Raw genomic sequence first — 26511 nt, forward strand, 5'->3', positions numbered from 1 at the left:
AGCATTGAAAATTGACCGTATCGACCACTGATAGCGTCGTTGAATACGTATCCGGCGGCCCGGCGTTCCCGATCCCATATCCGTTCCTGCAGGATTCCGATATCGAGGCCGTCCTGGTCAAGCAGGATGGCACGACGGAAACCCTAACTGGCGCGCAATACACGCTGTCCGGCGCAGGAACTCAGTCTGGTGGAACCCTCACTTCCACCTATGCTGCTGGCTTCCTTGCGACGCCTGGTGCGTCTCTCACCATTTCCAGGGTAATGGAAGCAGTTCAGCCGACCGACTTGCGCAACCAGGGCAAGTTCCTGGCCGAGACGCATGAGACGGTTTTCGATCGTTTGACGATGCTGATTCAGCAGGGGTTTGCCATCTTGCGCAGGGCGTTACTCAAGCCAATTGGCAAGGACTATTACGATGCCCAGGGCAGTCGGATTTCCAACCTGGGCAATCCAACCAAGAACCAGGACGCAGTCCCCAAGCTTTATAACGAGCAGTACATTGCCGGCCTTCTGAGCCAATTCACCGGACCTATCAACAATGCCAGCAACGTGATGCTGGTATACCCAGATGGCGTTGCGCGCTCCGTCCAGACCCTGGCCACCAAGAACGACCCGCTGCTGGGGTCGTCTGGTATTGCCCACAACAACGGCACGGTGCGTGATGCGCTTGTTGCACTGGCCAGCTCTGATGCGACCCAGAACACGCAGATCCAAACGAACACCGATGCGATTGCCGGTATCGGGCGGGTGTTCAGCAACGTGCTTGATCCGGCGGTTATTGATCTGCACTTCGGCCCGCTGTGCGGCACTGGTTGGGCCGGAGCGTCCGAGCCTGGCGCAATCGTCAGCACCACCACGACCGCCTCGGCCGCCCAAAACACGACGGCACTGGCTGTGGCATCGGCCACGAACTTCTTTGTAGGGCAACTGATTTGCTGGCTGTCCAGCGATGGGCAGTACGACACCGGCGTTGTCAAGATCATCGAGGCGGGCCCGGTCCTGCGTATGGATCGCCAGATGCGTGTGGCCGTGGCCTCGGGCGCCCCGGTGTACAACTTCAACCGCGATGACGCGCACGCCAACACCTTCGGCTTCAACGCGATTGCAGACGCCGCCCTCCGGCAGCTGACCTCCAAGCGCATTTCCATCTTGGAGTACCGAGCCAATGACGGCGCCATCTGGTCGCCAATCCTCGGCGCCACGCTCGTCAGCCAAACCGCGTCGGTTTACACCAACCCAGGCAGCGGCCCTGTAGGTGAGCGGGCAATCTCTGTAACTAGCTCGACCATCAATGCCGGTGCTTCCTCGTCCTGGGTGGCTTTGACCGGTGGTGACAAGGTGGTGAACCTGGTGCTGAACCCCGGCACCCGAGATCCTGGCAACCTTTCCGGCTCCGTAGATATCGCGGTATGGGAAAAGCTGGCGGATGGCACTGAATTCCAGATTGCCAGCGATACCGGCATCCTGAGCTATGGCGCGATCCGCTCCCGCGATATCGACTTCACCGTGCGTCCTGGCTCCATGGTGCAGTTGCGCGTCACCTCGCCAAACGGCGGTCCTTGGACGTTCTACCTGGGGCAGGTCAGCTATTACAGCGTGCGGGGCTTCCTTGGCTCGCTGAACCGTGGGCGCCACGTCCTGCTGGGTGACAGCTGGTTCGCGGGTGGCGACCTGTACAACCGCCTGGTTGCCCGGCTGCCCAAGGCAACGATCATCAACAAGGGGGTCAGCGGCAACAAAGCGTCGGACCTGCTTGCCCGCTTCGGAACAGACGTTGTGCCGCAAAACCCGGACTTCGTGTGGATCATGATCGGCACAAACGACTACTACGCAAGCGTATCGCCAGCACTGTTCGAACAGCAGATCCTGCAGCTGCGCAGGCTGATTCAGTCTCTGGGTGCACAGCCGATCTTCTTCACCCCAAGTGTTGGCGCCATTGCCCCAACTGCAGGGGGCGGCGATCAGCTGGTCAAGTCGCGCAGCTATGCACTCAACGTTCGCTATACCGGCCAGGCCCTGCAGCCTGACGCGGCGGGCACCGTTCAGCGCAGCTCGAACTTCTACGCCCGTGCAACAGTTGGCGCGTCTTCATCGCAGATCATCGGTGTCTTGCCTGGCAATACGCGCTTGCCAGCGCTGATTCGCTACCTGCATCAGTCCGTTGCTGGACTGCAGCTGAGCATCGAGTACTGTGCAACGGCCGACGGCACCAGCCCGGTGGATGTCACGACCTTTACCGGCGTTGGACCGTTCAAGGATCAGCCAGCGCCAAGGGCGAGCAATGATCTGCGTTTCGTGATACTCCGCGCTACCAACCCATCGGGATCTGGCATCACCGCCACCGTCATCGCGGATATCTGCTGGAGCCAGTCGCTGGTTTGATTGATGCAGGCAAAGGGATGGCCCGTTATGAGATCATTCAGGAAAATCATGGACGGATGTCATCCCGATGCGCTTCACCGCTCTACTTGTCTCGGCTCTGCTATTCACCCACTCAGTATTCGCAGAGCCTGAGTCACCCCGCACCCCCAACCCCGCATTCATCGACCTGCACTTCGGCACGCTGTCTGGTGTTGGCTGGTACAGCAACGAGCCTGGCGGCGTCGTCGAAGCCGTCTCTACCCAGGCGGTGCCTGCCGGTTCTTTCCAGATCGCCTTGAACGGCACGAAGGGGTTCAGTCGTGGCCAGCTCGCGTGCTATCAGGGCGAAGACGACACGCTGTATCCCGTAGTGCTCAAGGATGTTGCCCAAGACCGTGTGGTGGTGGACAGGCCGCTGCCAAAGGCCATGCTCGAAGGCGGCAAGCTCTACAACTTCTACGGTAATGACGCCCACGCCAACCGCATGGGGTTTGCCTGTGTTGCCGATGACGCGCTGCGGCAGTTGGCAGTCAGGCCAATGCTGCGCCGTGCCGCGCAGTTCAAAGGCTCATCCGGCTGGGAGGTCATCAACGGAGCGCGCTCCGAACCAGCACCAACCACCGGTTACGGTGATGTGGATGATGGCGTCGGTATCGCGGTAAGGGCTGGCAATGCTGGCGGCGGCGTAGCTTCGAAGCCTGTTGTCTCGTTCTACGAGAACATGGTCACGAACGTGGTTGTGAACCCTGGCAAGCAGGCGGGGAAGCAAGCTGCCACGCTCGACATCGTGGTCACCGAGCTGAAAGCAGACGGCCAGGTAATAGATGTAGCGAAAACGTCTGTCACCCGAGACGACACCATCGCTTCAGTTGATATTCCCTACACGATCACGGCCGGTAGCAAGGTGCGCGTCAAGATAACGGTGCCGTCCTCGACTGAATCGGTGTTCTACCCTGGCTCGATCACCCACTACCATGCGCTGTCGCCGGCCGAAGACATCAACCGTGGCAAGCATGTCTTGTTCGGTGATAGCTGGTTCGCTTCGGGCGGGAGGTTCCACAACCACCTGATCAAGCGATTGAACAAGGCGACGGTTGTCAGCAAGGGCATTGTTGGTAACCGCAGTGATCAGCTGGTGGCGCGCTTCTTCAAGGACGTGCCAGGAGAAAAACCGGACTACGTCTGGATCATGGTCGGCACGAATGACTACTACTACAACACCACCGGCTGGCTGTTCCAGGCTCAGGTCACCTACCTGGTGGACTACATCCGCTCGATCGGTGCCAAGCCAATTCTGTTCAACCCGACCGTTGGGGCAATCGCGCCGGGCAACGGTGAAAACCAGCTGATCAAGTCGCGGCGGTATGCAATGGACACACTCTATGTGCCGTCAGTCTCGTTGCTACGCAGCCCGCTCATGATGGACCCATCGCGGTAGTCCAATCATTCAGACGAACACCGGCAGTGCCATACCGGAGTGCTGCCTTTTTCCTGTCGAAAAAATAGCCACTTATGTGGCTATCCCGTCCCTCTTGCTTAATTTTTGCTACAGCAAAAACAAGGCATGTCTACAGGCCCCGTAAACACTGGGCCTTTCCGATTAATCGACCCGATCCATCATGGGTGCAACGCTGAAGCGGCGTGACGGCTCAGGGCGCGTGGTTTCTGGCTTGGAGCCTGATTTTGCGGTCATTTCGTTCAACGTGTTTTGTACCAATTTTCGGGATTTTGGGGCGTTTTTACCAAGCGACAGACGACGAGTGCCAATCTCAAATGGCAATGATGAGAACGCGTAAAAAGGACGATGGCAGCACCAGTTACCTCGTCCAGATCCGCATCAATCGCGGCAAGGTAGACATTCTACCAAGAGTGCCAAGGGTTCGCCCGCAAACGGGCTGCGTCCGCCTGGGCGAGTGATGGGAAGTCGAGTTGGCTGCACCAGGTGTTATCGCGCGTGCGAGCCGGGTAGGGCACACGGTCAAACAGATGGTCGACCATCACTGAATTGCGGGCAAAAGAAAGCCCGCCGAGGCGGGCAAGGTCTATCACGTAGGGATGACTCCAGACTGCCCGAGCGATTGTGAAAAAAAGATGAAGAAAACGTCTACACAGTGTCACCGGCCGTCATATCGCTGATGCGGCTATTCACCGCCGAACATACAGCCCCAGCCCTTTGCAATCCGGCCGTGACGATCAATCCAGTACGTTATGCAGCACCTCGTATATCACGCCTGTGGCAATGGTCACGAGCAGCAAGTCAGTACCGGCTTGTTGCCATTCATAGCCATCGTAGTGCGGAAGACGTCCGACCAGTCGACCGTCGAGCTTCTTGGCGATGCCAGGAGGTAGAGGTTTGCCGCGTGCTAGATTTTTCTGGATACCTGGTGGCAGAGAAGAACCTGGACTCCAGTACCCGCGGTTGTCATTGAGGATAACTCGCACCCCGCCTAAGTCGATGGAGGGCCCACCGTGCCAGGCGTCGCTGTCGACATGCTTCTGGTTGCCGTGTTGGTCACCTTTGTCATGTCCTTTCCCCTTTCCTGGGTCTGCCAGCAATATAGGGCTTACCCCCATTACCAGCGACAGCGCTACGGCGACACGTAACTTCATATCCATGAGAGCATTCCTTGACCTTTTTCCCTTCAACAGCCTAGCCGCTCTACTACTGAAGGCAATTGATACTGGGGGATCTGAACAAGGCTTGGCATTCCGTCGGGAAGCGAGAACTCAAGTGCCTGCGATGCCACGAAGCGCAACGCGCAACCGCCGGCTCGGTTGCCCGGGGCTGGTGATGGTTGGCGTTGGCCGCGGCCCATGGCCCAATCTACTTCAGCGGCACGTAGATATCCGTTTGCCATTGCTCCAGCGGTGTTTCCGGATACACGCTCAGGTACTGGAAGAACAATGGATGGTCGCGCAGTTCTTCATTGCTCGTTGGCAGCCAGTCACGATAAAGCGGGTAGATGGTTTCGCCGATGTAGTCAGGTGAACCAATGTGCCGAATCACAGCGCAACGTCCTGCCGGGATAACCCGCTCATGCACGCCGAAATCGTTGGGCTGCACAACCTCGTCAATCTCACCGCAAACGGCAAAGCGAAAGGCTTCGGGTGGGGTAGTGTCGGGGTTGTCGTAGGGGATGCCGAAGGTGCGGCTGCTGGCCACTGGCGATTGGCCGCTGTGCATGCGCCATTGGCGAAAACGCGCGACGCTTTCGCCAACCAGGCCGGGCGCCCCTCGGTGTTCGAGCGCGGCCACGCGGGTTTCGGTGAAATCCACGATACGGATCTGCATGGTGATACTCCTGGATAGGTGAGGAACAACGAATACCGCACTCCAGGCCTGCCAGTTCGGTGCCTTGGCGAACACGCTCGGCGCCATGCCAAAAGCACGCTTGAACGCTCTGGAAAAAGCTTCGGGGCTTTCGAAGCCAGCGCCGAACGCGGCTTCCAGTACGGACGTCGAGGGCGAAGCTGCCAGTTGGTGCGCCGCGCGTCGAAGCCTCATCAGTTGCACATACCGTGAAACCGGTACCCCCATGTAGGCGGTGAATTGCCGATGGAAGTGAAACGCCGAGAAGTTGGCGACGCGGCTCAGGGCATTCACCGACAAGTCACCTTCGAGGTGGCTGTCGATGTAGGCAAGCACGGCTTCGAACCGTTTGGCGTAGGTAGGGTTGTGCTGTGAGTCGGTCAACGAACGGAATCTCCGGAAGGTGCGGTGAGCGCTAGCATCCGTTGTTCAGGCATCGAGGTGCCTAGCCGTGATTGCTCTATCGGGGATTGTCTTGACCCTGGCGGCTACCTCATTTTTGCGCGATTGGGCTGCGCAGGCCTGTGCTGTGTTACTCGGCATGGTTGCAGGGGGCATACCAGGGGGCAGAAGCGTCGACGTGAACATGTTTCTGCTTCTTGGGCAGGAACGGTGTATCGAGGGTGCCCAGGGCTATCGAAACCCAGTCGGCAAACTCACCCTGGGTGCGTGACCAGAACAAGTTCGAGCCGCAGGCTGCGCAAAACTCGCGCACTGCCGTGGGTGAAGAGGCAAAAGCCTTGATGCTGTTAGCGCCGCGCAGTATCCGCAGCATGTTGCGCGGAACGCTGCCGTAGGACGCGAATGCGGCGCCATGGCTTTTGCGGCACTGGCTGCAATGGCAATGGCTCACTGCCTTGGGGGCGGTGAGTACCAGATAACTGACCGCTGCGCACAGGCAGCTTCCTTGGTATGCCTCTTTCACTGGCGCTTCCGTGCAGGTGGAAAAAGCCAGCGTAACTGGCCTGGGGTGATCAGTCGACTGGTCATTGATACCGGCGCGGTGGTTTCGCGACTAGGCGCGCAATGCGCGCTTCAACACGTCGTAGATTCTGCTGTCAGCCGATTGGGCAACGTTGAAACGCAGGAAATCGCCCGCAGTCATGGACTGGCTAAAAGCATTTCCAGGCGCGAGCACTACGCCTTCATTCAAACATGCTCTGGCCAGCGTTGCCGCATCCTTGCCTTGAGGGAGTTGGCACCAGAGGTACAGGCCCGCCTGAGGAATCATCCATGGCTTGATGCCAATGGCCTGTAGCCTCGCTACAGTTCTGTCCATTTCTCCGGCCAACTTGAGGCGAACTCCTTCCATATGTTTTCGATAGCCGCTATCGGTAATGGCCTGGTGGATCAAATCCGCGCCCAGGCGGCCACCCCCGAATGTGGTCGCGATCTTGAGGTCGACCAGGCTCTCGATCCAGTCGCTGCGAGTAGCGATGTAGCCGCATCGAATTGAAGCGGAAACGGTCTTGGAAAAGCTACCAATCTGGATGACGCGAGAAAGGCCATCGAAGGCGGACAGGCGTGGCGCGGGCGTATGTTCGAAATCGGCGAAGATGTCGTCCTCTACGATCACCAGGCTAGAGGTGTCGGCCAGTTTCAGCAGCTTGTGTGCCGTGACCGGCGACAGAGTGGCCCCGGTTGGGTTGTGGATGCCGGCATTGGTTATGTACAACCGAGGAGAGTGTGCGAGCAGGGCGGCGCCGAACGCATCGATGTCCGGGCCCGTCCTGGTATAGGGTACGCCTACGATGTTCACCCTGTGTGCTTTGAGCAGTGCGTGAAAATTGAAATAGCAGGGGTCGTCGACCAGGACGGTGTCGCCTGGCTCCAGCAAAAAACGGCATATCAGGTCGATGGCGTGAGTTCCGGACTCCGTGAGCATGATCTGTTCCAGAGGGGCCTCGATCCCGATACCGGCCAGTCGACGCGACAAGAATTGCCTGAGAGGCGGATGTCCGAGCGGTGAAGCGTACTCAGTCAGTTTCATGGCGTCCGAGCGGGCAGCGTTTCGAAGTGCCTTACGCATGCCCGCTTCGTACAACCAGGATGGCGGTAGCCAGCCGCAGCCTGGTTTCAACGCATCGCTGGAGGTTTCAAGAGACTGGCGCGAGATCCACAGCGGGTCGACGTCACGATCAAGCTTGGGGCCGAGTTCGGTCAGCGCCAATGGCGCCACTGGCCCCGCTACGTAGAAGCCTGAGCCAGGGCGGGAGCTGAGTACGCCCTCTGCCATCAACCGTTCATACGCCTCGAGGACGGTAGAGACCGATACGTGCAGGGTTTGCGCCATTGCGCGGACGGACGGAATCCTCGCTCCCGGTGTATAGGTTCGAGAGGCAATCTTGGACTGGACTTCACCCATCACAGTTTGAATTCGCGTTCCGTCCCGTCTCATTGCACCCTCAACTGTGTTGGCTTTGTGTGCATAACAGTTTGGTTGAATTGTATTGGATTGTACATGGCCTTGGTGAGCCTGTCGGTGATGTACTGCGCCCTGGCTTATCGAGGAGTTACCGATGGAAAAAACAACGAGCGGGTGGATCAACGGCTTCATAGGCGTCGCAATTTTTGCGGGCTCGTTGCCAGCAACCCGTGTGGCGGTGGCGGCCTTCGAGCCGACATTTCTGACATGTGCCAGGGCAACGATTGCCGCCCTGTTGGGGGCGCTTTTCTTGATCGTGCTACGCCAGCCTCGACCTAAACGTGGAGATTTGGCGCCATTGGCCATAACGGCGCTTGGCGTTGTCATCGGTTTCCCGCTATTGACGGCACTGGCCCTCCAGCATGTCACCTCTGCTCATTCCATTGTCTATGTCGGGCTCCTGCCGCTTTGTACCGCAGCCTTTGCCGTTCTGCGGGGCGGTGAACGACCTCGGCCATTGTTCTGGCTGTTCTCGTTTACGGGTGCTGGGCTGGTCGCGGGCTATGCGCTGATGAATGGTGGAGAAGCGTCGGCGGTCGGAGACCTGCTGATGATGGCTGCGGTAGTCGTTTGCGGGTTGGGCTATGCGGAAGGGGCGCGCCTTTCGCGGACATTGGGGGGCTGGCAGGTGATCAGCTGGGCCTTGCTTGTCGCGTTGCCGTTGATGCTGTTGCTGACGATCGCCAATCTTCCAGCGGCGGATGCCTTCGCCAAGGTGAGCGCCCCTGCATGGTTCAGCTTCGGCTACGTATCACTGTTCAGCATGCTGATTGGGTTCGTGTTCTGGTATCGAGGGCTGGTCCAGGGTGGCATTGCCGCAGTGGGCCAACTGCAACTCTTTCAGCCGTTCATGGGGCTTGGGCTAGCAGCGTTGCTTTTGCACGAGCACGTCAGCTGGATGATGCTTGTGGTGACGCTGGGGGCGGTCATCTGTGTTGCCGGGGCCAAGAAATACGCCCGGTAGAGGGCCTGGGCGAAGGCTGAATGGCGCAGCTGCCGCGCAGAACACCGGAACAGGCTCATCGTGCCTGGGCGCACGATGAACCGCTTCCTGCATCCGGCCCTGGTCAGTGCTGCGCGCTATCCACCGCGATGCTTTCGCCGGACACGTCGGTGTGCCGGGCGCTACGGTCGGCAATGGCGTAGTGGATCAACCCGCCCAAGCCTGCCCCGAAGAACCACGAGAACTGCGACAGTGTGTCGAACGCCGGCACCAGCGCCAGCACGATGGCGATCAGTGCAGCCGGGATGAACGCCGCAACGGCGCGCAGGTTGACCCCACCGCTGTAGTGATAGGCAGCCGCTGAACTTTCGCTGTACAGCTGCGGCAGGTTCACCCGGCTGCGGCGTACCAGGTAGTAGTCGGTGACGATGATGCCGTAGAGCGGGCCGAGCAGGGCGCCCAGGCCGCCGAGGAAATACACGATCACCGACGGGCTGTTGTACAGGTGCCAGGGCAGGATCACCACCGCGATGCCGGCACTGAGCAAGCCGGCGCGGCGGAAGTTCAGCAGGTTCGGTGCCAGGTTGGCGAGCACATAGGCCGGGGCGACGAAGTTGGCCATGATGTTCACCGCCACGGTGACGATCAGGAAGGCCAGGCAGGCCAGTACCAGGCCGGCGGTGTTGGGGATGGCGGCGACGATTTCGGTCGGCCCCTGCACCAGTTTGCCGTCGATGCTGAACTGCGCACCGGCGAGCACCACGGCGATCAGTGCGAAGCCGAGCATGTTCACCGGCAGGCCCCAGAAGTTGCCCACGCTGATGGTGCGTCGGTCGGGGCAGTTACGGGTGAAGTCGCAGAAGTTGAGAATCATGGTGCCGTACAGCGAAACCCATAGGGCGGCGGCGCCGAACACTTTCAGCCACATTGTCGAGCCGCTTGGCGCGTTGCCGCTCGACCAGGCAATCGACAGCCCACTGCGCCAGTACATCCAGCCGGCCAGGCAGGCGAACGCGACCAGGATGATTGGCCCCGTGATGGACTCGAAGCGGCGCACCATCTCCATGCCATAGGCGAAGATCGCCACCTGCACGCACCAGATGCCGAGGAAGGTGATCCAGCCCAGTGTCGACAGGCCGAGGATCGAGTTCTGGTCGTAGGCCTTGAGGTCTGGAGCGATGGCAGTCAGCAGGACGCGCAGCACGACCGAGGCGAGGTAGGTCTGGATGCCGAACCAGGCGATGGCGATCACCGCGCGGATCAGGGCCGGGATCTGGGCACCGTGGATGCCGAAGCTGATCCGGCACATGACCGGGTAGGGCAGGCCGGTCTTCTGGCCCATGTAGCCGGACAGGTTCATCAGGCCGTAGATCACCAGGGCGCCCAGCGCGAAGGCGGCGAGGATTTGCGCGCCGCTCATGCCCAGGGCGAACAGGCCGATGGCGAAGGAATAATTGGCGATGTTATGCACATCGTTGGTCCACAGCGCAAACAGGCTATAGCGCCCCCAGGTGCGATTTGCCGCGCGGGTCGGGGCCAGGTCGGCGTTGTACAGGCGTGGGCTCAACGCCGGCTGACTGGGCCCGGCGGTATCGGCGGGGAGAGCATCGAGCTGACCAACATCGGAACGTGAAATCGACGCCATCGGAACTCCATGATGGTTGTGTACTTTTATTTTTGGATTTGTATACAAACAAGATTCATACCAGCTCATGCGTTTGGTTGAGTTCGCGCTTCCGTAGCCTTCATACGGCATTTTTTACCTGGGGCTTAGCGCCGTAAAGTGGGAATTTTGTGCACATTCTTTGTGCAAAGTTGTTACCGCGCGCACCAAACGAGGATGCTTGCCTGCCCACCAAGCTGAGTGGGCGCATCGAGCAGGTGGCTTTCCAGGGCGTGTTCGGACTACTCTGCCTGCAGGGGTTCTTTGGGGGCTTTTCGATGATGCATGTATCGCTCGGACTGGGTCTTTTACTTGCCGCCGCCTTGGTCGAAGCGGCCCCGCTGCAGGTGCCCACCCCGGCTGCACTCAGGAGCCAGCTCGAAAGCCTCAAGCCTGGCCAGTTTCTCTGGTACCCGCAGGTTTCGCCGGTGGGGCCGGTGACCGTTGTGGTCAGCCTTACCGAGCAACGTGCCTACGTCTATCGCAATGGCATCGCCATCGGCGTCAGCACCGTGAGCAGCGGCAAGGCAGGCCGGGAGACCCCCACCGGGGTATTCAGCATTCTGCAGAAAAAGGTCGAGCATAAATCCAGCCTCTACAACAGCGCGCCGATGCCCTACATGGAGCGCCTGACGTGGGACGGCATTGCCCTGCACGCTGGCCATCTGCCGGGGTACCCTGCTTCGCATGGTTGCGTGCGCCTGCCGATGGAGTTTGCCAAGAAGCTCTACGAGGTCACCGGCTTCAGTTCGACCACGGTCATTGTTTCCGACACCAACAGCGCACCGGTGGAGGTCTACCACCCCGGTGTGCTGGCGCCTACGGTCAGCGATGGCAAAGCCCAGGGGCCGCTGGTATTGAGCAACCAACAGTTCTGGAACGACCCCGACCCAACGGCGGGGCCGTTGTCGATCCTGATCAGTCGCGCCGACCGGCGTGCCTATGTGTATCGCAGTGGCCAGTTGATCGGCTCTTCACCGGCACTTTCGCTTGAAGGCAGTCAGCACCGCAGTGGCATGGCGGTGTATTCGCTGTTGCAGAAGCCATCCGCCCTGGCCGTCGACGCGGCACTACCATTGCGCTGGTCGGTGGTAGGCCTGAGCAACCCGGAGTACGGGGCCACGCCCTATGAACAATTGGGGCAGTTGAACATCAACCCGGAATTCCGCCGTCATCTACGCGCGGCGATGGACGTTGGCACGATGCTGGTGATCACCGACTGGGCGTCAACTCGGGATACCCGCAGCGACGGAAAATTCACGGTGATCAGTACCGAAGGCAGCGAAGAAACTAAACCATTGGTCAAGAAGTGATCGGCAATCTTCAATAAATCAAGCAAAGTAGTGGCTTTTGGCTGCAAACAAGGCAAGAAAAGACAGCTTTTCAACAGGGTATTTCATGTCGATGTTCGAACCTTTGCGGGGAGCCTTCAGGCTCTCGATGGCCACTATTGGCCTGTTTTTCCTCAGCGCCTGGCAAACCGCCCACGCGCAATCGCTGCCTAGCGCCGCCGAGTTGCAGCAGTTGGCGCCGAACGCCAGCCTGTCGACCCTGGCGCTGGCGCTGACTGCTTATTCATGCGCCAGTCACAGCGACGCGGACAAGTTGCTGACGGTGATCGATTACTCCAAGGCCTCGCGTGACAAACGTTTGTGGGTGTTCGACCTGCGCGCCAGGAAACTGCTGTTCGAAGAGTGGGTCGCCCACGGCAAGAACAGCGGTGCAGATGTACCGACCACGTTCTCCAACGCGCCGAACAGCTACCAATCCTCCATCGGCCTGTATGAAACCGGTCAGACCTACAGCGGTAAGCACGGTCGCTCGCTTCGTCTGCAGGGGCTGGAGCCGGGCTTCAATGACAACAGCATGTCGAGGGCGATCGTGATGCACGCCGCCGCGTATGCCGACCCCAAGGTCGTGCCCGGCCTCGGGCGCCTGGGGCGCAGCCAGGGCTGCCCTGCCGTTCGGCCGGCCATTGCCGGCAAGCTGATCGAGACGCTGCAACGCGGCAGCTATGTGTTCGCTTACTACCCGCAGCAAGACTGGCTGAAAACATCGCGTTTTCTCAACGCCCAGAGCTGTCCGCTGGCTAACCAGTCGATCGCTAGCAAGTAGAGCCAGTGGTGGGTAGCTACAGGCCGCCCTTGGCCTGTTGCTCCAGGTGCACCTGCAGGGTCGGATCGATTTGCAGTGCGCCAGCCAGTTCGTCCAGGTAGGCGCGTTCCGCGGGCTGCTGGTCATCGACCAGCATCACGCTGGCCAGGTACATTTCCGCGGCCATGGCCGGGTCCTGGGCCGACTGTGCCACCTCGGCGGCGTCCAGTGGCTTGCTGACTTCCTCATCCAGCCATTGCTGCAGTTGCGGGTCGCTGGTGTGGCGTTTGATTTCGGCGTAGATCAACTGTTCTTCGTTCTGGTCGATGCGACCGTCAGCCTTGGCGGCCGCGATCAGTGCGCGCAACACGGCGTGGCTATGGTCTTCGGCCTCTGGGCCGGACAATTGATCGACCGTGCGCACCGCCTGTTGCGGTGCTGCGGCCTGGCTGCGCTGCCAGCTTTGGTAGGCCTGGAACGCCATCATGCCCAACGACGCCAGGGCTGCGTAATTTGTGCCACCCGTAGAGCGCCCTTGTGCAGAGCCGCCAGCGCCACCCAAAAGGCCACCCAGTAAACCACCCAGGCCACCCGTTGCACTGCCGCCGCCAAGCAGCCCACCCAGCAAGCCGCCCAGGCCGTCTTGCGACGCCAGGCCACCGCCTCCTTGTTGTGTTTGCGAACGTTGCCCGGCACGAAGCAACTGTTCGAGTAGATCACTGGTGTTCATGGCAGCACCCTTGGTCGGTAGTCGTCGCCCAGACAAGCAACGATAGCCCTCTCAAGGCGAATCGCCATGACCGTTTGGCCGACGGGCGATCTGAAGCTTGCCGAGCATCCAGAACGCCGTCGGCCTCCTTGGGTTCAGGCGAAGGTGTATGAACAGACCTTGTTGCCTGCCGGATCACGCAGGTAGGCCGCATAGGCACCCGGCAGGTGGCTACGTGCGCCAGGCTGGCCCTCGTCGGTGCCGCCTGCCGCAAGGCCGGCGGCATGGAAGGCATCCACTTCGGCGGGGGTGGCGGCCGCGAAGCCGACCGTCACGCCGTTGCTGGAAGGCGCTTCACCATTGCCCGGGCGGGCGATGATGAACGCCGGCTTGTCGCGACCGAAAAGCACCCATCCGTTGCCGAAAGGACCGAGGTTTTTGATGCCGAGGGCGCCCAGCGCGGCGTCGTAGAACGCGGCCGACTGCTGAACGTCGGCGGCGCCGATGAAGACGTGCGAGAAGATGCCGTCGCCGGAAATGACAGGATTGGACATGGGAGATTTCCTTGCGGGTTGGTGTTGAATGAACAGTATGTGATCAGTAATGGATCACTGTGCGAATCGACTTGCCTTCATGCATCAAGTCGAAGGCTTTGTTGATGTCGTCCAGGCCCATGGTGTGCGTGACGAACGGGGCGAGATCGATCTCGCCTTTCATTGCGTCTTCCACCATGCCGGGAAGCTGAGTGCGGCCCTTGACCCCACCGAACGCTGAACCCTTCCAGGTGCGACCGGTGACCAGCTGGAATGGGCGCGTCGAAATTTCCTTGCCGGCACCCGCCACGCCGATGACGATCGATTGGCCCCAGCCACGGTGAGCCGCTTCAAGGGCCGAACGCATTACGTTGACGTTACCGATGCACTCGAAGGTGTGATCCACACCCCAACCGGTCATCTCGATGAGCACCTCGTGAATCGGCTTGTCGAAGTCCTTCGGATTAAGGCATTCGGTCGCGCCGAAGGTGCGGGCCAGCTCGAACTTCGCCGGGTTGGTGTCGATGGCGATGATGCGGCCCGCCTTGGCCTGGCGTGCACCCTGAATCGCAGCGAGACCGATGCCGCCGAGGCCGAAGATCGCCACCGAGTCGCCCGGCTGCACTTTGGCCGTGTTGTGGACGGCACCGATGCCAGTGGTCACACCGCAGCCCAGCAGGCAGACATGCTCGGGATTGGCGTCCGGGTTGATCTTGGCCAGCGAAACCTCGGCGACCACCGTGTATTCGCTGAAGGTCGAGCAGCCCATGTAGTGGTAAAGCGGCTGGCCGTTGTACGAGAAGCGGGTCGTACCATCGGGCATCAGCCCCTTGCCCTGTGTTGCGCGAACCGCAACGCACAAGTTGGTCTTGCCGGATGTGCAGAACAGGCATTCGCCGCATTCGGCGGTGTAGAGGGGAATGACATGATCACCAGGCTTTACACTGGTCACGCCTTCACCTACCTCCACGACGATACCGGCCCCCTCGTGGCCCAGTACGACCGGGAACAGCCCTTCGGGGTCGTCGCCCGACAGGGTGAAGGCGTCGGTATGGCAAACGCCCGTGTTGGTGATCCTGACGAGCACCTCGCCTTTGCGCGGTGGCTCGACGTCGATCTCGACGATTTCCAGCGGCTTGCCAGGCCCGAAGGCGACTGCTGCACGTGATTTCATGATGTCGTTTCCTAATTTGCGGGTTCAGGAGCGGAGCGTTCCGCTGTGCTGACAGTTTGGGAAACGGGTGGGTTGCTGTATATGGAATTGTTTCGATTTTATAATTCCATTAATTGGAATTATTGACGGGCAACGAAGCTGACCACGGGGCATGGGTAATGAACAACGACATCGAACTGCTGCGTATATTTCGGGTGGCGGCCGAGAGCAGCAGTTTTCGCGACGCAGCCGTGCGCTTGGGCACTTCCCCTCAAGGTGTCACGCGTGCGATTCAGCAACTGGAGAGACACTACGGCGAAGTGCTGTTCCATCGCAGCACGCGCCAGGTGCGAGTCACTGCCTTTGCTGAGGGCTTGCTGGAACAGGTGCGCCCCGTGCTGGAGCGATTCGAAGATCTATGGCGACCACCTGCGGCCGACCAGCAGGATGTCCTGTCGGGCACGGTGCGCATCACCGCACCGCACAGCCTGGGTAGCAGGGCAGTTTTACCGGCGTTGGAGCGCGTTGCCGAGCGTCATCCCGGGATCACGCTGGATGTGCGCCTGTCCGACCGCATCAGCAATACGGTTGACGACGGGATCGATGTTGGCATCAGGGTCGGCTTCATGCGCGATAGCCGCTTCGTTGCGCGCAAGGCAGCCGACATGAGGCTGCCCATCGTTGCCGCGCCACGTCTTGTCGAAAAAGTGGGCGTACCTGCCGATATCGATGCATTGGCTGGCCTGCCGATCGCCGCAGCCTTGGATATCAATACCGGCCGCCCCTGGCCGTGGCACTTCAAAGCGGGACAGCAGTGGACACCTGCGGCTCCCACTCTCATTGCCGACAATGCCGACATGGAGCTAGGCGCCGCACTGGCTGGGGTCGCCTTCGCCCAGCTAGCGGACTACATGGCGGCTCCCTACATTGCCAGCGGCAAACTCGTGCAGGTATTGCAGCACGAAGAGCCTCCGGCATGGGGGTTGTACGTCTATCGGCCTCAGCGTGGCCCTGTTCCGGGGAGGGTTCGAGCGGTATTTGACGAACTGCTGGTCGCTGTTGGGGCGTTGCCAGCTTTAGGCTGACACGCCTGAAGCGCGGATAGACATTTCCAACGTTTGGCTTGACTCGTGAAATTTTTCATGTAATTTTTCATGAAAAATAACTCTAAAAATTTCACGGCAGTCAGAAACGATGAAGATGCACGAAGAGGTTGAAGCCCTCGCGATCCTTATTCACGACCTGCGCAAATTCAAGAACCTGACCCTGGGTGAACTGGCCGAGCGCATCAACCGCTCGGTCGGTTTTCTTTCCCAGGTCGAACGCGGTGTTTCACGCCCAACCGTGGCGGACCTCACCGCCATCAGCGAAGCACTCGGCGTATCCACCGCGTACTTCTACAACCTGAGCAAGCCCCGCAGCATCGGCTGGGTCACGCGCCCTCACGAGCGGCGCACGCTGTACCTGGAGTCGGGCATCACCGATGTGCTGGCTTCGCCGACCATCGCCGGCGCGTTCTCCATGCTCGACAGCCAACTGGAGCCCGGCGCCACCAGTGGCGACGAGTACCTGAGCGATCGCTCCGAGCAAGGCTGTTTCGTGCTTGAAGGCGAACTCACGGTATGGCTGGACCAGGGCGACGCCGTGACCCTGCAGGCCAACGACTGCTTCCAGCTGCAACCCCACGCGCAATTCCGTTACGCCAACCTGACGGAAAAGACCACCCGTGTGCTCTGGGTCTTCAATTGAATTCGTTCAACTCACAAGGATAAGAAGATGAGTGTCATCTTTCCGGATCTGCTGACTGAAGTGCGCTCGTTCCGAGCAGAACACCCGGCAATACGCTATGTCGACCTGATTGCGCTGGACATCCCCGGGCATTTCTACGGCAAGCGCTACCCCATGGACATGCTGGAAAAAGTCGCGGCCGGCGCGCCACTGAAGCTGCCGCAGAACTGCGTGCTGCTGGGCACCCAGGGTGGCCTTTACCCCATTGGTGACTACTGCTTCGCCGACGGCGACCCGGATGCTGCCCGGCGCCTGGTGCCGGGCACCCTGAAGCCGGTGCGCTGGGAAAAGGAAGTGATCGCCCAGATGCTCATCACCTCCGACGGCACCGCCAAACCGATCGAGTTCGAGCCGCGCGAAGTGCTGGCCCGTGTGCTTCAACGCCTGGCCAAGCGCGGCATCCGCCCGGTGGTGGCGTTCGAGCTGGAGTTCTACCTGTTCGACCGCAAGCTCGATAACGGCCTGCCGCAGTACCCACGCGACACTGCGACCGGGGACGAGGACGACCAGCCGAACATGCACATCGAGCGGCTGTCGCGCTTCTCGTCGGTGCTGCACGAGATGGTCGATGGCGCCAACGAGCAAGGCGTGCCGGCGAACGTCATCACCGCCGAGCTGGGCCCCGGCCAATTCGAAATCAACTTCTCCCACAGCGACGATGCCCTGAGCGCGGCGGACTGGTCGGCGCTGTTCTGCCGCAGTACCCGTGGTATCGCGATGAAGCACGGCTACCGTGCCAGCTTCATGAGCAAGCCGTACCTGGACGCGCCAGGCAGCGGCATGCATGTGCATGTCAGCCTGTATGACGCTGCCGGCAACAACATCCTCGCCGGTGCCGAGCAACGCAAGCTGCGCCATGCGGTGGCCGGGTGCCTGGAGCTGCTGCCGCACTGCATGCCGATCTTCGCCCCCAACCACAATGCCTACCGCCGGTATGGCGCCATGGTCAACGCGGCGAGCAAGGCCAGCTGGGGCTTCGAAGACCGTGATGCGTGCATTCGCATCCCCGAGTCCGACCCACGCAACCTGCGCATCGAGCATCGCCTCGCGGGCGCCGATGCCAACCCGTATCTGGTGCTGGCGGCCATCCTGACCGGGATGGAGCATGGCCTGGACCGTGGCGTGGAACCCATCGCCCCGCTGAACGACAACCGTCAGAGCGGCATCGACTTCCCCAAGGATGCCCTCGGCGCCCTGGCCGCCATGCGTCACCACCCGGTGGTCAACGAAGGCCTGGGCAGTGAGTTCGTGATGGTCTATTGCGAAAACAAGTACCAGGAGCAACTGGACTTCATGCGCCACATCGATGCCCGCGAATACCGCTGGTTCCTGTAGGTGCAGCAGTCCGAACAGACGCATTCCCAACGTTTGAATACCACGCGCAATACCGATTTGCCGGAGGAAGATATGCCACGTGTGCCCGTTATTGGCATTACCGCATGCACCAGCATGATTGAGCAGCATGCCACCCAGACCATCGCCGAGAAGTATGCACGCGCGGCAGCCAAGGCGGCGTGTGGCTTGCCCATCGTGATACCCAGCCTCGGCGAGCTGATGGACAGCGCCGATATTCTCGACGTGGTGGATGGGCTGATCTTCACCGGTTCGCCGTCCAACATCGAGCCGTTCCACTACAACGGCCCGGCCAGTGCGGCAGGCACCCAGCACGACCCGTTGCGTGATGCCACCACGTTGCCGCTGATGCGTGCGGCCATCGCCGCCGGCGTACCGGTACTCGGCATTTGCCGTGGCTTTCAGGAAATGAACGTGGCGCTGGGCGGCACCCTTTACCAGAAGGTCCATGAGGCCGGTGTGTTCATGGACCACCGTGAAGGCAAGGGCGAGCCCATCGAGAAGCAATACGGCCCGCGCCACACCATGCATGTGGAACCGGGTGGCCTGCTCGACCGCATGGGGTTGCCGGCGATCTTCGACGTCAATTCCATCCATGGCCAGGGCATCGATGCACTGGCTCCAGGGCTACGGGTGGAAGCGCTGGCACCCGATGGCCTGGTGGAAGCGATTTCGGTCGAGAACAGCAAGGGTTTTGCCCTGGCCGTGCAATGGCACCCCGAGTTCCAGGTCATGGATAACCCGCAGTACCTGACCATCTTCCAGTCATTCGGCAAGGCCTGCCGGCAGCGCTCGGTGCTGCGCCAGCGGCTGCTGCTGTCCGCCTGAACAGCCACCTTGCCCACCTACGAAAATACCCGCGCAGCACAGCTGCGCAACTTGATGGAGTGCAGTCAATGAGTGAACAGAATTCGCAAACCCAGGCCTGGCAAGCGCTGAGCCGCGACCACCACCTGGCCCCGTTCAGCGATGTCAAGCAACTGGCCGAAAAAGGCCCGCGCATCATCACGTCGGCCAAGGGCGTGTACCTCTGGGACAGCGAAGGCAACAAGATTCTCGATGGCATGGCGGGCCTGTGGTGCGTGGCGGTCGGCTATGGTCGCGATGAGCTGGCCGAGGTCGCCAGCCAGCAGATGAAGCAGCTGCCTTACTACAACCTGTTCTTCCAGACCGCGCACCCGCCTGCGCTGGAGCTGGCCAAGGCCATCGCCGATGTGGCCCCGCAAGGCATGAACCATGTGTTCTTCACCGGCTCCGGTTCCGAAGGCAACGATACCGTGCTGCGCATGGTTCGCCATTACTGGGCGCTGAAGGGCAAGAAGAACAAGAACGTCATCATCGGCCGCATCAACGGTTATCACGGCTCTACCGTGGCGGGCGCGGCCCTAGGCGGCATGAGCGGTATGCACCAGCAGGGCGGGGTGATCCCGGATATCGTGCACATCCCGCAGCCGTACTGGTACGGCGAAGGCGGTGACATGACCGAGGCCGACTTCGGCGTGTGGGCGGCCGAGCAGTTGGAGAAGAAGATCCTCGAAGTCGGCGTGGACAACGTTGCCGCCTTCATCGCCGAACCGATCCAGGGCGCCGGTGGCGTGATCATTCCGCCGCAGACCTACTGGCCGAAGATCAAGGAAATCCTGGCCAGGTACGACATCCTGTTCGTCGCCGACGAAGTGATCTGCGGCTTCGGCCGTACCGGTGAGTGGTTCGGTACCGACTATTACGACCTCAAGCCCGACCTGATGACCATCGCCAAGGGCCTGACCTCCGGTTACATCCCCATGGGCGGGGTGATCGTGCGCGACGAAGTGGCCAAGGTCATCAGCGAAGGCGGCGATTTCAACCACGGCTTCACCTATTCCGGTCACCCGGTGGCGGCTGCGGTGGGCCTGGAGAACCTGCGTATCCTGCGTGACGAGCAGATCATCCAGCAGGTGCACGACAAGACCGCGCCTTATCTGCAACAACGCCTGCGCGAATTGGCCGACCACCCGTTGGTAGGGGAGGTGCGCGGCCTGGGCATGCTCGGTGCGATCGAGTTGGTGAAGGACAAGGCCACCCGCGCCCGTTACGAAGGCAAAGGTGTCGGCATGATCTGCCGCCAGCACTGCTTCGACAATGGCCTGATCATGCGCGCCGTGGGCGACACCATGATCATCGCGCCACCGCTGGTGATCAGTATCGAGGAGATCGACGAGCTGGTAGCGAAGGCTCGCAAGTGCCTGGACCTGACGTACGAGGCTGTTAGGTGAGGGCAGAGGGCTTGGCGGTAGATTTTTTGCGCCTGTGAGATCGAGCGCCGCCCGCGCGGCGCATCGCGAGCAAGCTCGCTCCTACATTTGTTTCGGGCCAATAATTCCTGTGCCATTTGCGCGCGAACGCCTTGGCGCATGGCGCTATATCGCGTCGTACAAACAAGGCGGTCGCGCGCGTCTGCCACAGGCGATACTGGCCCGAAACAAATGTAGGAGCGAGCTTGCTCGCGATGCGCCGCGCGGGCGGCGCTCGATCTGCGCCCCACCGCAAACCCCACGTCAGGTACCTCCCCCAAAGCATCTTGCTTTGTGAAATGAATCATGTACTTTTCAGGGCATTAATTTTCCGTCCGAAAATCGCGATTCAACTATGAAAGTGCACGAAGAAATCGAAGGCCTGGCAGTACTGATTCGCGACTTGCGCAAGTTCAAAGGCCTGACACTGGGCGAGCTGGCCCAGCGCATCGGCCGCTCGGTGGGGTTTCTGTCCCAGGTCGAGCGGGGCGTATCACGCCCGACCGTGGCCGACCTTACGGCCATCAGCGAAGAACTCGGTGTCTCGACCGCCTACTTCTACAAGCTCGACAAACCCCGCGAACTCGACTGGGTCACCCGCCCTCACGAGCGTCGCACGCTGCACCTGGCAGGCGGTATCACCGATGTGCTGGCATCCCCCACGATAACGGGCGCGTTCTCCATGCTCGATAGCCATTTGCAGCCAGGGGCCAGCAGTGGCGAGGAATACCTGGACGACAGCTCGGAGCAGGGCTGCTTCGTGCTCGAAGGCGAGCTGACCGTCTGGCTGGACGGCGGTGAGCCGGTCACGCTGCACGCCAGTGACAGTTTTCAACTGCAACCCCACGCCAGTTTTCGTTACGCCAACCTCACCGACAAGCCTACACGCGTGCTTTGGGTATTCAGCTGAGGCGCCTTTGGTTGTAGCCGGCTGGCCGGGAAAGTTAGCCTGCAAGCAATCTGCTGGCTGCATGGGGTATCCTTACGCCACGCAATCAACTTCCAAGCAGTGAATTGAACGATGGGTTTTGAACAACTAGCTGAGCTACGTGACCGCCTGCGGGCGGAAAAAGAGCAGACCAAGGTCGATAGCCCGAAACCGCCCAAGCGCAAGTCGCCCCCGCAGGCGAAGGCGCGTGAGCAGGACCCGGCGGTGGCAGCGATCTGGCCATTGCAGAAGCATTTTCCATTGGCTTTCCCGGTCAATCCGGCCCCCAAGGTGCCGCTCAAGGAGGGCATTTTCAAGGATGCCGAGCAACACCTGGAGCTGCTTGGGCTAACCCGTGAGCAGCTGAAGCTGGGCATCTCTACCTGGTGCCGGGGCGCTCGATATTGGGCAAGCATGGTGGAAGATGCCCCACGCCTGGACTTGAACGGCCAGGCAGCAGGCATCGTGACCGCCGCCCAGGCGCTGCACGCGAAGCAGCAAGCCTCGCGGCAACGCAGCCAGGACCGCCGCAATCGGGCGAAGTCGAAAGCGCAGGCTCCAGCCCCGGCAGCGGACACCGCAGCGGTGCAGTCTACCGACTGAACTCAGTCACGCTCTGTCTAGTAGCCACGCTGGAGGGCAGCCCTTGTCGGGGCTGCCACCTGGCTTAGGTGTGTGGCGCCTTACCTTCAGATCAAGAATCCTGGATTTACCCTGTTTGTGCCCACCACGCACACTGCGTGTTCGGTCCAATTACTCAGGGTCTCTCATGCTTTCCCAGGATGAACGCAATACGGTCGTGTCAAAGCCCCTGTTCAGCGTGTTCTGTTTTGCCAGTTACCTATTGTCGCTGTCCTATGGCTCGACCTTCCTGCTGGCTTTGCTGGTGGGTACTCACGGCGGCAACGAACAGGACGCCGGCCATGTGATCTCAGCCGCCATGCTGAGTACGTTTGCTGCCGTACTGGTTTCCGGGCATTTGTCCGATCGCCTCGGCGCTGCCCGCTCGATTGCGCTTTGCGGCTTGGCGCTGGTGGTTGCAAACCTGGGGTTTGCCGTGAGTGCCAACTCTACAAACCTGATGCTGATGTTCGGCTTGCTGCTGGGCGTAGGCTGGGGTGTTTTCTACACCCTGGGCCCGATCATCGTGGCAACCATTGTTCCTCCGGCACAGCGCTCGCGCTACTTCGCGTTGCTCTCGGGCAGCATGATGAGCGGCATCGGCTCGGCACCCCTGGTCGGGCGCCTGGCTAGCCATATGGGGCTGCCGGTCACTGCCACCTTTTACGTTGCTGCACTGGCCAGCTTGATCGGGGTCATGCTGTTCTGGCGCATGGCCAATGCGTTCGGCCAATTACCCAACCGCTTTAGCGCATCCGTGTCCAGGCTGTCTTGGCAAGCAGCCCAGAAAGTCCTGGGCTCAAGGGCTGTATTCCCAATTCTGATGGTCGGTCTGGGCGGGGCGATCTTTGGCGGGCTTTCAAGTTTTCAAACCAGCTATGCCCACGAAAAAGCACTCGACTACTCGGTTTTCTTCATTGGGTTCATGAGTGCTGCCATCGCCGGGCGCATGTTTGTAGCGGGGTGGGTGGTAAGGCGCGATCCCTATCGAATGTCGTGTCTGCTGTCGGGGCTGATCGTAGTGTCTCTACTGATGTTCAAGTATTTCGTTGCCGGTAACCTTGGCTACATCCTGGCAGCGATCATTCTGGGTGTCGGCTACGGCCTGACCTATTCGGTGATCAATGGCCTTGCGGCGAACGAAGCGCCAGAGGGCGCAACCACGCAATCTCTGCTGCTGTTCAGCCTTTCCTATTTTGTTGGCGTATTCGGATTCCCGTTCCTTGCCGGCAAAATCATCATCGATGAAGGATTATCGATGATGCTGCTGATCCTGCTGGGGATATCCCTGTTCAACTGGTCGATTACCCTTGGGCGTCTGGTTTGGCGCAAAAGCAGTGTGCGCAACGCCATGGCGTAGCCCTCACTCGGCCAAGACAAGCCATGGCCAGCGCTCCTGGTAGCTGGCGGCTTTTGCCTTGAACAAGTCGGGGCGTGGGTTCAGTTCGTTCATCCTCAGCAGATTGTTCTGCAAGTCTTCCAGGCCATGCGTGCTGTACAACGTACCTGTGTGCACATCGACGCCCAGGCAGGTCGAGCGGATCAGGTAGCGGTCAATGCCGTCGGTAACCTTGCGCAATGCCGAGTAGGCGCCGCCGAACTTCGCCTGGTACCACAGGTGAACGCGGGCCTGATTGCGCACTTCGACGTTGACGCCCAGGTGCGCACACGCTCGCTGAACCTTGGCGATAACCCGGTCTTCTGCTTCCCAGGACAAGTCGGCGTCGAAATAGGCGATGTCGTAGTCCTTGATGCCCCACGCCACAGGCAGCCCGGCGCGTTGGTTCCAGAAGGTCTGGAACAGCGCGCCTGCCGTCAGCATGCAGTGAGGAATATCCAGCGTTGGCAGGATGGCCAGGAGTGCCCGGTTTATCGGGTTTTCCCGGATGGTCGCCAGTACTTGTTCATCGTTCAGTGAATGCATGAGCGTCGTCCTTGATGGCTGCGTTGCCGAGGAGTCAGTTTATGTGAAAGGCGCCTTCATGGGCTGCTGCAAACGGCCATGAAAGCGTTGGTTACATTGCTTTGTGCTGACTTGCGCTTGGCGGGGCCATAGTTCATGTGTGTTCCGGATCGTCGCTCGAATCGTTAGCCGTGCCGTTGGTCGCTTCGGCTTCACAAGCGGTAGATTCGATTTGGATTTTGTACGATGATTTTCGTATTGACAGGGATGAGTTATGAAAATCGGCTTCAGAGAGGCTCAGCACGCCGTGATTGCGGCGCTTGAGTCAGGGGAGTACCTACACGCTTCACGCGGGGATATCGACATAAAAACCAGCTGGCTACAGGCGAGGTGTCAGCTCACGAGGTTGTCGAGGTCGTTCGCTCATGTAGGGGTATTCACCATACAAGCAGCCCTCACCATGCTGTCGCAGCCATTGAGGTGCATGTGCTCAAACGGGATGGCTGGTACATCAAGTTCTTCTTTATCGAACCAGCCACCTGGTTTATCAGCGTTCATCAGTGAGTAGTCAGATCATGAAGATCCTTTTCGAAGGGGATAGCGGAAAAGCACTTTGCGAGCACTGCCAGGCCGTGGTCCCGACACTGTATGCACGACGGGATGTACCGTTCAGTGATGGCCAGGGGGTAGCCAAGGATATTTTGGTCGGTGTGTGTACCCATTGCGATGCTGTAGTCGCTCTTCCAGCGCAATCCACGCCAGCCATTCGCGAGGCGCGCACGCAGCAGCTCAAGTCGATCGAGGCGCGTTTGCCGGCCGTTTACTTGGACGTGCTGGATGCGGCCATGCATACGGTCACTAGCGAGGCCGGGGCCAATTTGCGCAAGTTGTTCCTGGCCCGTTATGTCCAGCAATTGGTGCAGGCACAGCAGGGGGAGCAATTGCAGGGTGCGCACCTGGCGTTCGTCCAGGCGCTGGATGAGCAGCGAGAGCAGCGCGGGCTTGCGCGCTCCAGTGCTACTCGACGGTTGTCGATGAAGGTCAACCCGCACATGGCAGAGGACATGCTGGCGCTGCAACAGCAAACCGGGATGAACCAGACGCAATTGCTGAAGGCGTTGATCGCCCTTATCCAGGCGGATGTGCTTGAGGAGCGGGACGAGGAAGTGATTCTGGCGCTGCAGCGGTTGGCGCGCTTGGCGCTGTAACACCGTCCAAATGCTAGGCATCCACCCTCTGGCCCTTGTGCGCCTGGCGCCATTGCTTGGGGCTGACATCGAACCAGCGGCGGAACGCGCGCGAGAACGCGCTGATTTCCGAGTACCCCAGCAGCAATGCCAGCTCGGAAATCGGCAGCGCCGACTGCTGCAGGTAGTAGGTCGCCAGCTCCTGGCGCACGGTGTCGACCAGGGTCGAAAAACTCAGCCCTTGGTCTTGCAGGCGGCGTTGCACGGTCCAGCTGGGCAGGCGCAATTGCTCGGCCACCTGCTCAAGGCTCGGGTAGCCGTCGCCCAGCAGCGCGCGAACCTGGGTTTTCACATCGTCGACAATGCCTGGGCGGTTGGGCGTGCCGCCCTGGCCGCCGAGCAAGCGCATGCTTTCGATGACAATGGCCAGCAAGCGTGGGTCGCGGCCCGGCATTGGCCGGTCGAGCACACTGCGGCGAAACACCAGGGCGTTGCGCTGCTGGCCAAACAGCACTGGCGCGTCGAACACTTTGCAGTGCTCGTGCCAGGCCTCGGGCTGCGGGTGCTCGAACAACACCTTTTCCGGTGCCCAGTTCTGCCCCAGCGCATGGCGCATCAAGTTGAAGAACATGCCCAGCGACAATTCGGCGTCCTGGCGCTTGCGCAAGATGGCGCCGTATTGCACCTGGTAGTCCAGGCGGTAGAACTCGCCCATTTCCTCAAGCCGCAACAGGCTGCTCTGCTGGTGCACCGGGAAGGTGTCGACCACGTTGCGCAGGGCATCGCCCAAGGTGGCAGAGCACATGCCCACATAGCCGAGCAGCCCTAGCGCGTCGGGCTTGAACTGCTGGCCAAAGCGTAATCCGAAGTTGTCGTTGCCGGTTTGCCGGGCCGCCTCCTCGAACACTTGGCAGTACTGGTTCAAATCCAGGGTGAGGGTAGGGTGCTCGAGGCGCTCGCTGTCGATACCGGCCCGCCCCAGGATGCGTTCGGCGTCGCCACCTTGCTGGCCGATGAAACCGACCAGGCCGGTCGCCGCCGAGGCCAGGATGCCTATCGAGTTGCCAAGCGCGGCACTCGCCGGTTGGCGCAAGCCTGAATGGATAACGTGCACGAAGCATCCTCCTCGGTCGTTTACCGGCTGTTGCTGGGTAACTGAGGGAGCAATTTTCATTCCACGCCGGGCCAAAGGCCGCACGCCAGCCCGTCGACCGCTCAAGGGCAATTCATTGCGGCGCTGTCGGGGCCCCTCCTGACGCAGGCTA

Annotated in this window: 24 protein-coding genes; 14 read left to right on the forward strand and 10 right to left on the reverse strand. The window is 60.5% G+C overall.

Annotated elements, in window-relative coordinates; all coding sequences use genetic code 11:
- The first annotated feature begins 11 nt into the window (after positions 1–11).
- Entirely contained in the window at positions 12–2384 is a 2373-nt protein-coding gene (locus ACNFBR_RS15820) for a GDSL-type esterase/lipase family protein (RefSeq protein ID WP_416735770.1), read from the forward strand.
- A gap of 67 nt (positions 2385–2451) precedes the next feature.
- Positions 2452–3801, forward strand: a complete 1350-nt coding sequence (locus ACNFBR_RS15825; RefSeq protein ID WP_416735771.1) for an SGNH/GDSL hydrolase family protein — start codon at positions 2452–2454, stop codon at positions 3799–3801.
- A gap of 755 nt (positions 3802–4556) precedes the next feature.
- On the opposite strand, the gene ACNFBR_RS15830 is transcribed toward ACNFBR_RS15825, so the two are convergent.
- From ACNFBR_RS15830 to ACNFBR_RS15845, 4 genes are all read right to left on the reverse strand, one after another.
- Complete coding sequence (locus ACNFBR_RS15830) at positions 4557–4979, reverse strand: anti-virulence regulator CigR family protein (protein ID WP_416735772.1); 423 nt, start codon at positions 4977–4979, stop codon at positions 4557–4559.
- Between the two features lie 208 nt (positions 4980–5187).
- Positions 5188–6057 (reverse strand): AraC family transcriptional regulator, encoded by an 870-nt coding sequence (locus ACNFBR_RS15835; protein ID WP_416735773.1) that lies wholly within the window; start codon positions 6055–6057, stop codon positions 5188–5190.
- A gap of 148 nt (positions 6058–6205) precedes the next feature.
- Complete coding sequence (locus ACNFBR_RS15840; RefSeq protein WP_416735774.1) at positions 6206–6598, reverse strand: GFA family protein; 393 nt, start codon at positions 6596–6598, stop codon at positions 6206–6208.
- A 90-nt stretch (positions 6599–6688) separates the two neighbouring features.
- Entirely contained in the window at positions 6689–8071 is a 1383-nt protein-coding gene (locus ACNFBR_RS15845; RefSeq protein WP_416735775.1) for a PLP-dependent aminotransferase family protein, read from the reverse strand.
- A 121-nt stretch (positions 8072–8192) separates the two neighbouring features.
- On the opposite strand from ACNFBR_RS15845, the gene ACNFBR_RS15850 reads away from it, so the two are divergent.
- Complete coding sequence (locus tag ACNFBR_RS15850; RefSeq protein ID WP_416735776.1) at positions 8193–9062, forward strand: DMT family transporter; 870 nt, start codon at positions 8193–8195, stop codon at positions 9060–9062.
- 103 nt (positions 9063–9165) lie between these two features.
- Here the strand turns inward: ACNFBR_RS15850 and ACNFBR_RS15855 are convergent, their stop codons facing one another.
- A complete protein-coding gene (locus ACNFBR_RS15855; protein WP_416735777.1) occupies positions 9166–10686 on the reverse strand; it encodes an NCS1 family nucleobase:cation symporter-1 in 1521 nt (506 codons plus the stop codon).
- A 296-nt stretch (positions 10687–10982) separates the two neighbouring features.
- Between ACNFBR_RS15855 and ACNFBR_RS15860 the strand changes: the two genes are divergently transcribed.
- On the forward strand, positions 10983–12017 hold the full coding sequence (locus ACNFBR_RS15860) for a L,D-transpeptidase (protein ID WP_416735778.1): 1035 nt from the start codon (positions 10983–10985) through the stop codon (positions 12015–12017).
- Positions 12018–12102: 85 nt separating this feature from the next.
- The gene (locus tag ACNFBR_RS15865) at positions 12103–12819 is read left to right on the forward strand and encodes a murein L,D-transpeptidase catalytic domain family protein (protein ID WP_416735779.1); all 717 of its coding nucleotides are present in this window, start codon (positions 12103–12105) and stop codon (positions 12817–12819) included.
- A 16-nt stretch (positions 12820–12835) separates the two neighbouring features.
- On the opposite strand, the gene ACNFBR_RS15870 is transcribed toward ACNFBR_RS15865, so the two are convergent.
- The 3 genes from ACNFBR_RS15870 to ACNFBR_RS15880 all read right to left on the reverse strand — a co-directional run bounded on the left by ACNFBR_RS15870 (position 12836) and on the right by ACNFBR_RS15880 (position 15214).
- Positions 12836–13528, reverse strand: coding sequence for a tellurite resistance TerB family protein (locus tag ACNFBR_RS15870; protein ID WP_416735780.1), 693 nt, complete (start codon positions 13526–13528; stop codon positions 12836–12838).
- 134 nt (positions 13529–13662) lie between these two features.
- Positions 13663–14061, reverse strand: coding sequence for a VOC family protein (locus ACNFBR_RS15875; protein ID WP_416735781.1), 399 nt, complete (start codon positions 14059–14061; stop codon positions 13663–13665).
- A gap of 43 nt (positions 14062–14104) precedes the next feature.
- On the reverse strand, positions 14105–15214 hold the full coding sequence (locus ACNFBR_RS15880) for an S-(hydroxymethyl)glutathione dehydrogenase/class III alcohol dehydrogenase (RefSeq protein ID WP_416735782.1): 1110 nt from the start codon (positions 15212–15214) through the stop codon (positions 14105–14107).
- Positions 15215–15372: 158 nt separating this feature from the next.
- Here ACNFBR_RS15880 and ACNFBR_RS15885 point away from each other — a divergent pair, with 158 nt between their 5' ends.
- The 8 genes from ACNFBR_RS15885 (at position 15373) to ACNFBR_RS15920 (ending at position 23516) form a co-directional block, all read left to right on the forward strand.
- Positions 15373–16278 (forward strand): LysR family transcriptional regulator, encoded by a 906-nt coding sequence (locus ACNFBR_RS15885; RefSeq protein WP_416735783.1) that lies wholly within the window; start codon positions 15373–15375, stop codon positions 16276–16278.
- A gap of 109 nt (positions 16279–16387) precedes the next feature.
- Positions 16388–16942, forward strand: a complete 555-nt coding sequence (locus ACNFBR_RS15890) for a helix-turn-helix domain-containing protein (RefSeq protein WP_416735784.1) — start codon at positions 16388–16390, stop codon at positions 16940–16942.
- Between the two features lie 27 nt (positions 16943–16969).
- Positions 16970–18316, forward strand: a complete 1347-nt coding sequence (locus ACNFBR_RS15895) for a glutamine synthetase family protein (RefSeq protein WP_416735785.1) — start codon at positions 16970–16972, stop codon at positions 18314–18316.
- Between the two features lie 72 nt (positions 18317–18388).
- A complete protein-coding gene (locus tag ACNFBR_RS15900) occupies positions 18389–19162 on the forward strand; it encodes a gamma-glutamyl-gamma-aminobutyrate hydrolase family protein (RefSeq protein WP_416735786.1) in 774 nt (257 codons plus the stop codon).
- A gap of 68 nt (positions 19163–19230) precedes the next feature.
- Positions 19231–20589 (forward strand): aspartate aminotransferase family protein, encoded by a 1359-nt coding sequence (locus tag ACNFBR_RS15905; RefSeq protein WP_416735787.1) that lies wholly within the window; start codon positions 19231–19233, stop codon positions 20587–20589.
- A gap of 373 nt (positions 20590–20962) precedes the next feature.
- The gene (locus ACNFBR_RS15910; RefSeq protein WP_416735788.1) at positions 20963–21517 is read left to right on the forward strand and encodes a helix-turn-helix domain-containing protein; all 555 of its coding nucleotides are present in this window, start codon (positions 20963–20965) and stop codon (positions 21515–21517) included.
- Positions 21518–21628: 111 nt separating this feature from the next.
- Positions 21629–22138, forward strand: coding sequence for a ProQ/FinO family protein (locus ACNFBR_RS15915; protein ID WP_416735789.1), 510 nt, complete (start codon positions 21629–21631; stop codon positions 22136–22138).
- 166 nt (positions 22139–22304) lie between these two features.
- Positions 22305–23516, forward strand: a complete 1212-nt coding sequence (locus tag ACNFBR_RS15920) for an MFS transporter (RefSeq protein WP_416735790.1) — start codon at positions 22305–22307, stop codon at positions 23514–23516.
- A gap of 3 nt (positions 23517–23519) precedes the next feature.
- On the opposite strand, the gene ACNFBR_RS15925 is transcribed toward ACNFBR_RS15920, so the two are convergent.
- Positions 23520–24080, reverse strand: a complete 561-nt coding sequence (locus tag ACNFBR_RS15925; protein WP_416735791.1) for a nucleotidyltransferase family protein — start codon at positions 24078–24080, stop codon at positions 23520–23522.
- A gap of 554 nt (positions 24081–24634) precedes the next feature.
- Here ACNFBR_RS15925 and ACNFBR_RS15930 point away from each other — a divergent pair.
- Positions 24635–25267, forward strand: coding sequence for a hypothetical protein (locus ACNFBR_RS15930; RefSeq protein ID WP_416735792.1), 633 nt, complete (start codon positions 24635–24637; stop codon positions 25265–25267).
- 13 nt (positions 25268–25280) lie between these two features.
- Here the strand turns inward: ACNFBR_RS15930 and ACNFBR_RS15935 are convergent, their stop codons facing one another.
- Positions 25281–26360, reverse strand: a complete 1080-nt coding sequence (locus tag ACNFBR_RS15935; protein ID WP_416735793.1) for an AraC family transcriptional regulator — start codon at positions 26358–26360, stop codon at positions 25281–25283.
- Positions 26361–26511 lie beyond the last annotated feature (151 nt).

The sequence above is a fragment of the Pseudomonas sp. NY11955 genome (assembly GCF_048068035.1).
Classification (GTDB): Bacteria; Pseudomonadota; Gammaproteobacteria; order Pseudomonadales; family Pseudomonadaceae; genus Aquipseudomonas.

Excerpts from the sequence above, each read along its gene's own strand:
- ACNFBR_RS15825 (WP_416735771.1), top strand. The coding sequence starts at position 2,452 with ATGCGCTTCACCGCTCTACTTGTCTCGGCTCTGCTATTCACCCACTCA.
- ACNFBR_RS15830 (WP_416735772.1), bottom strand. The coding sequence starts at position 4,979 with ATGGATATGAAGTTACGTGTCGCCGTAGCGCTGTCGCTGGTAATGGGG.
- ACNFBR_RS15845 (WP_416735775.1), bottom strand. The coding sequence starts at position 8,071 with ATGAGACGGGACGGAACGCGAATTCAAACTGTGATGGGTGAAGTCCAG.
- ACNFBR_RS15850 (WP_416735776.1), top strand. The coding sequence starts at position 8,193 with ATGGAAAAAACAACGAGCGGGTGGATCAACGGCTTCATAGGCGTCGCA.
- ACNFBR_RS15855 (WP_416735777.1), bottom strand. The coding sequence starts at position 10,686 with ATGGCGTCGATTTCACGTTCCGATGTTGGTCAGCTCGATGCTCTCCCC.
- ACNFBR_RS15860 (WP_416735778.1), top strand. The coding sequence starts at position 10,983 with ATGATGCATGTATCGCTCGGACTGGGTCTTTTACTTGCCGCCGCCTTG.
- ACNFBR_RS15865 (WP_416735779.1), top strand. The coding sequence starts at position 12,103 with ATGTCGATGTTCGAACCTTTGCGGGGAGCCTTCAGGCTCTCGATGGCC.
- ACNFBR_RS15870 (WP_416735780.1), bottom strand. The coding sequence starts at position 13,528 with ATGAACACCAGTGATCTACTCGAACAGTTGCTTCGTGCCGGGCAACGT.
- ACNFBR_RS15875 (WP_416735781.1), bottom strand. The coding sequence starts at position 14,061 with ATGTCCAATCCTGTCATTTCCGGCGACGGCATCTTCTCGCACGTCTTC.
- ACNFBR_RS15880 (WP_416735782.1), bottom strand. The coding sequence starts at position 15,214 with ATGAAATCACGTGCAGCAGTCGCCTTCGGGCCTGGCAAGCCGCTGGAA.
- ACNFBR_RS15885 (WP_416735783.1), top strand. The coding sequence starts at position 15,373 with ATGAACAACGACATCGAACTGCTGCGTATATTTCGGGTGGCGGCCGAG.
- ACNFBR_RS15890 (WP_416735784.1), top strand. The coding sequence starts at position 16,388 with ATGAAGATGCACGAAGAGGTTGAAGCCCTCGCGATCCTTATTCACGAC.
- ACNFBR_RS15895 (WP_416735785.1), top strand. The coding sequence starts at position 16,970 with ATGAGTGTCATCTTTCCGGATCTGCTGACTGAAGTGCGCTCGTTCCGA.
- ACNFBR_RS15900 (WP_416735786.1), top strand. The coding sequence starts at position 18,389 with ATGCCACGTGTGCCCGTTATTGGCATTACCGCATGCACCAGCATGATT.
- ACNFBR_RS15905 (WP_416735787.1), top strand. The coding sequence starts at position 19,231 with ATGAGTGAACAGAATTCGCAAACCCAGGCCTGGCAAGCGCTGAGCCGC.
- ACNFBR_RS15910 (WP_416735788.1), top strand. The coding sequence starts at position 20,963 with ATGAAAGTGCACGAAGAAATCGAAGGCCTGGCAGTACTGATTCGCGAC.
- ACNFBR_RS15915 (WP_416735789.1), top strand. The coding sequence starts at position 21,629 with ATGGGTTTTGAACAACTAGCTGAGCTACGTGACCGCCTGCGGGCGGAA.
- ACNFBR_RS15920 (WP_416735790.1), top strand. The coding sequence starts at position 22,305 with ATGCTTTCCCAGGATGAACGCAATACGGTCGTGTCAAAGCCCCTGTTC.
- ACNFBR_RS15925 (WP_416735791.1), bottom strand. The coding sequence starts at position 24,080 with ATGCATTCACTGAACGATGAACAAGTACTGGCGACCATCCGGGAAAAC.
- ACNFBR_RS15930 (WP_416735792.1), top strand. The coding sequence starts at position 24,635 with ATGAAGATCCTTTTCGAAGGGGATAGCGGAAAAGCACTTTGCGAGCAC.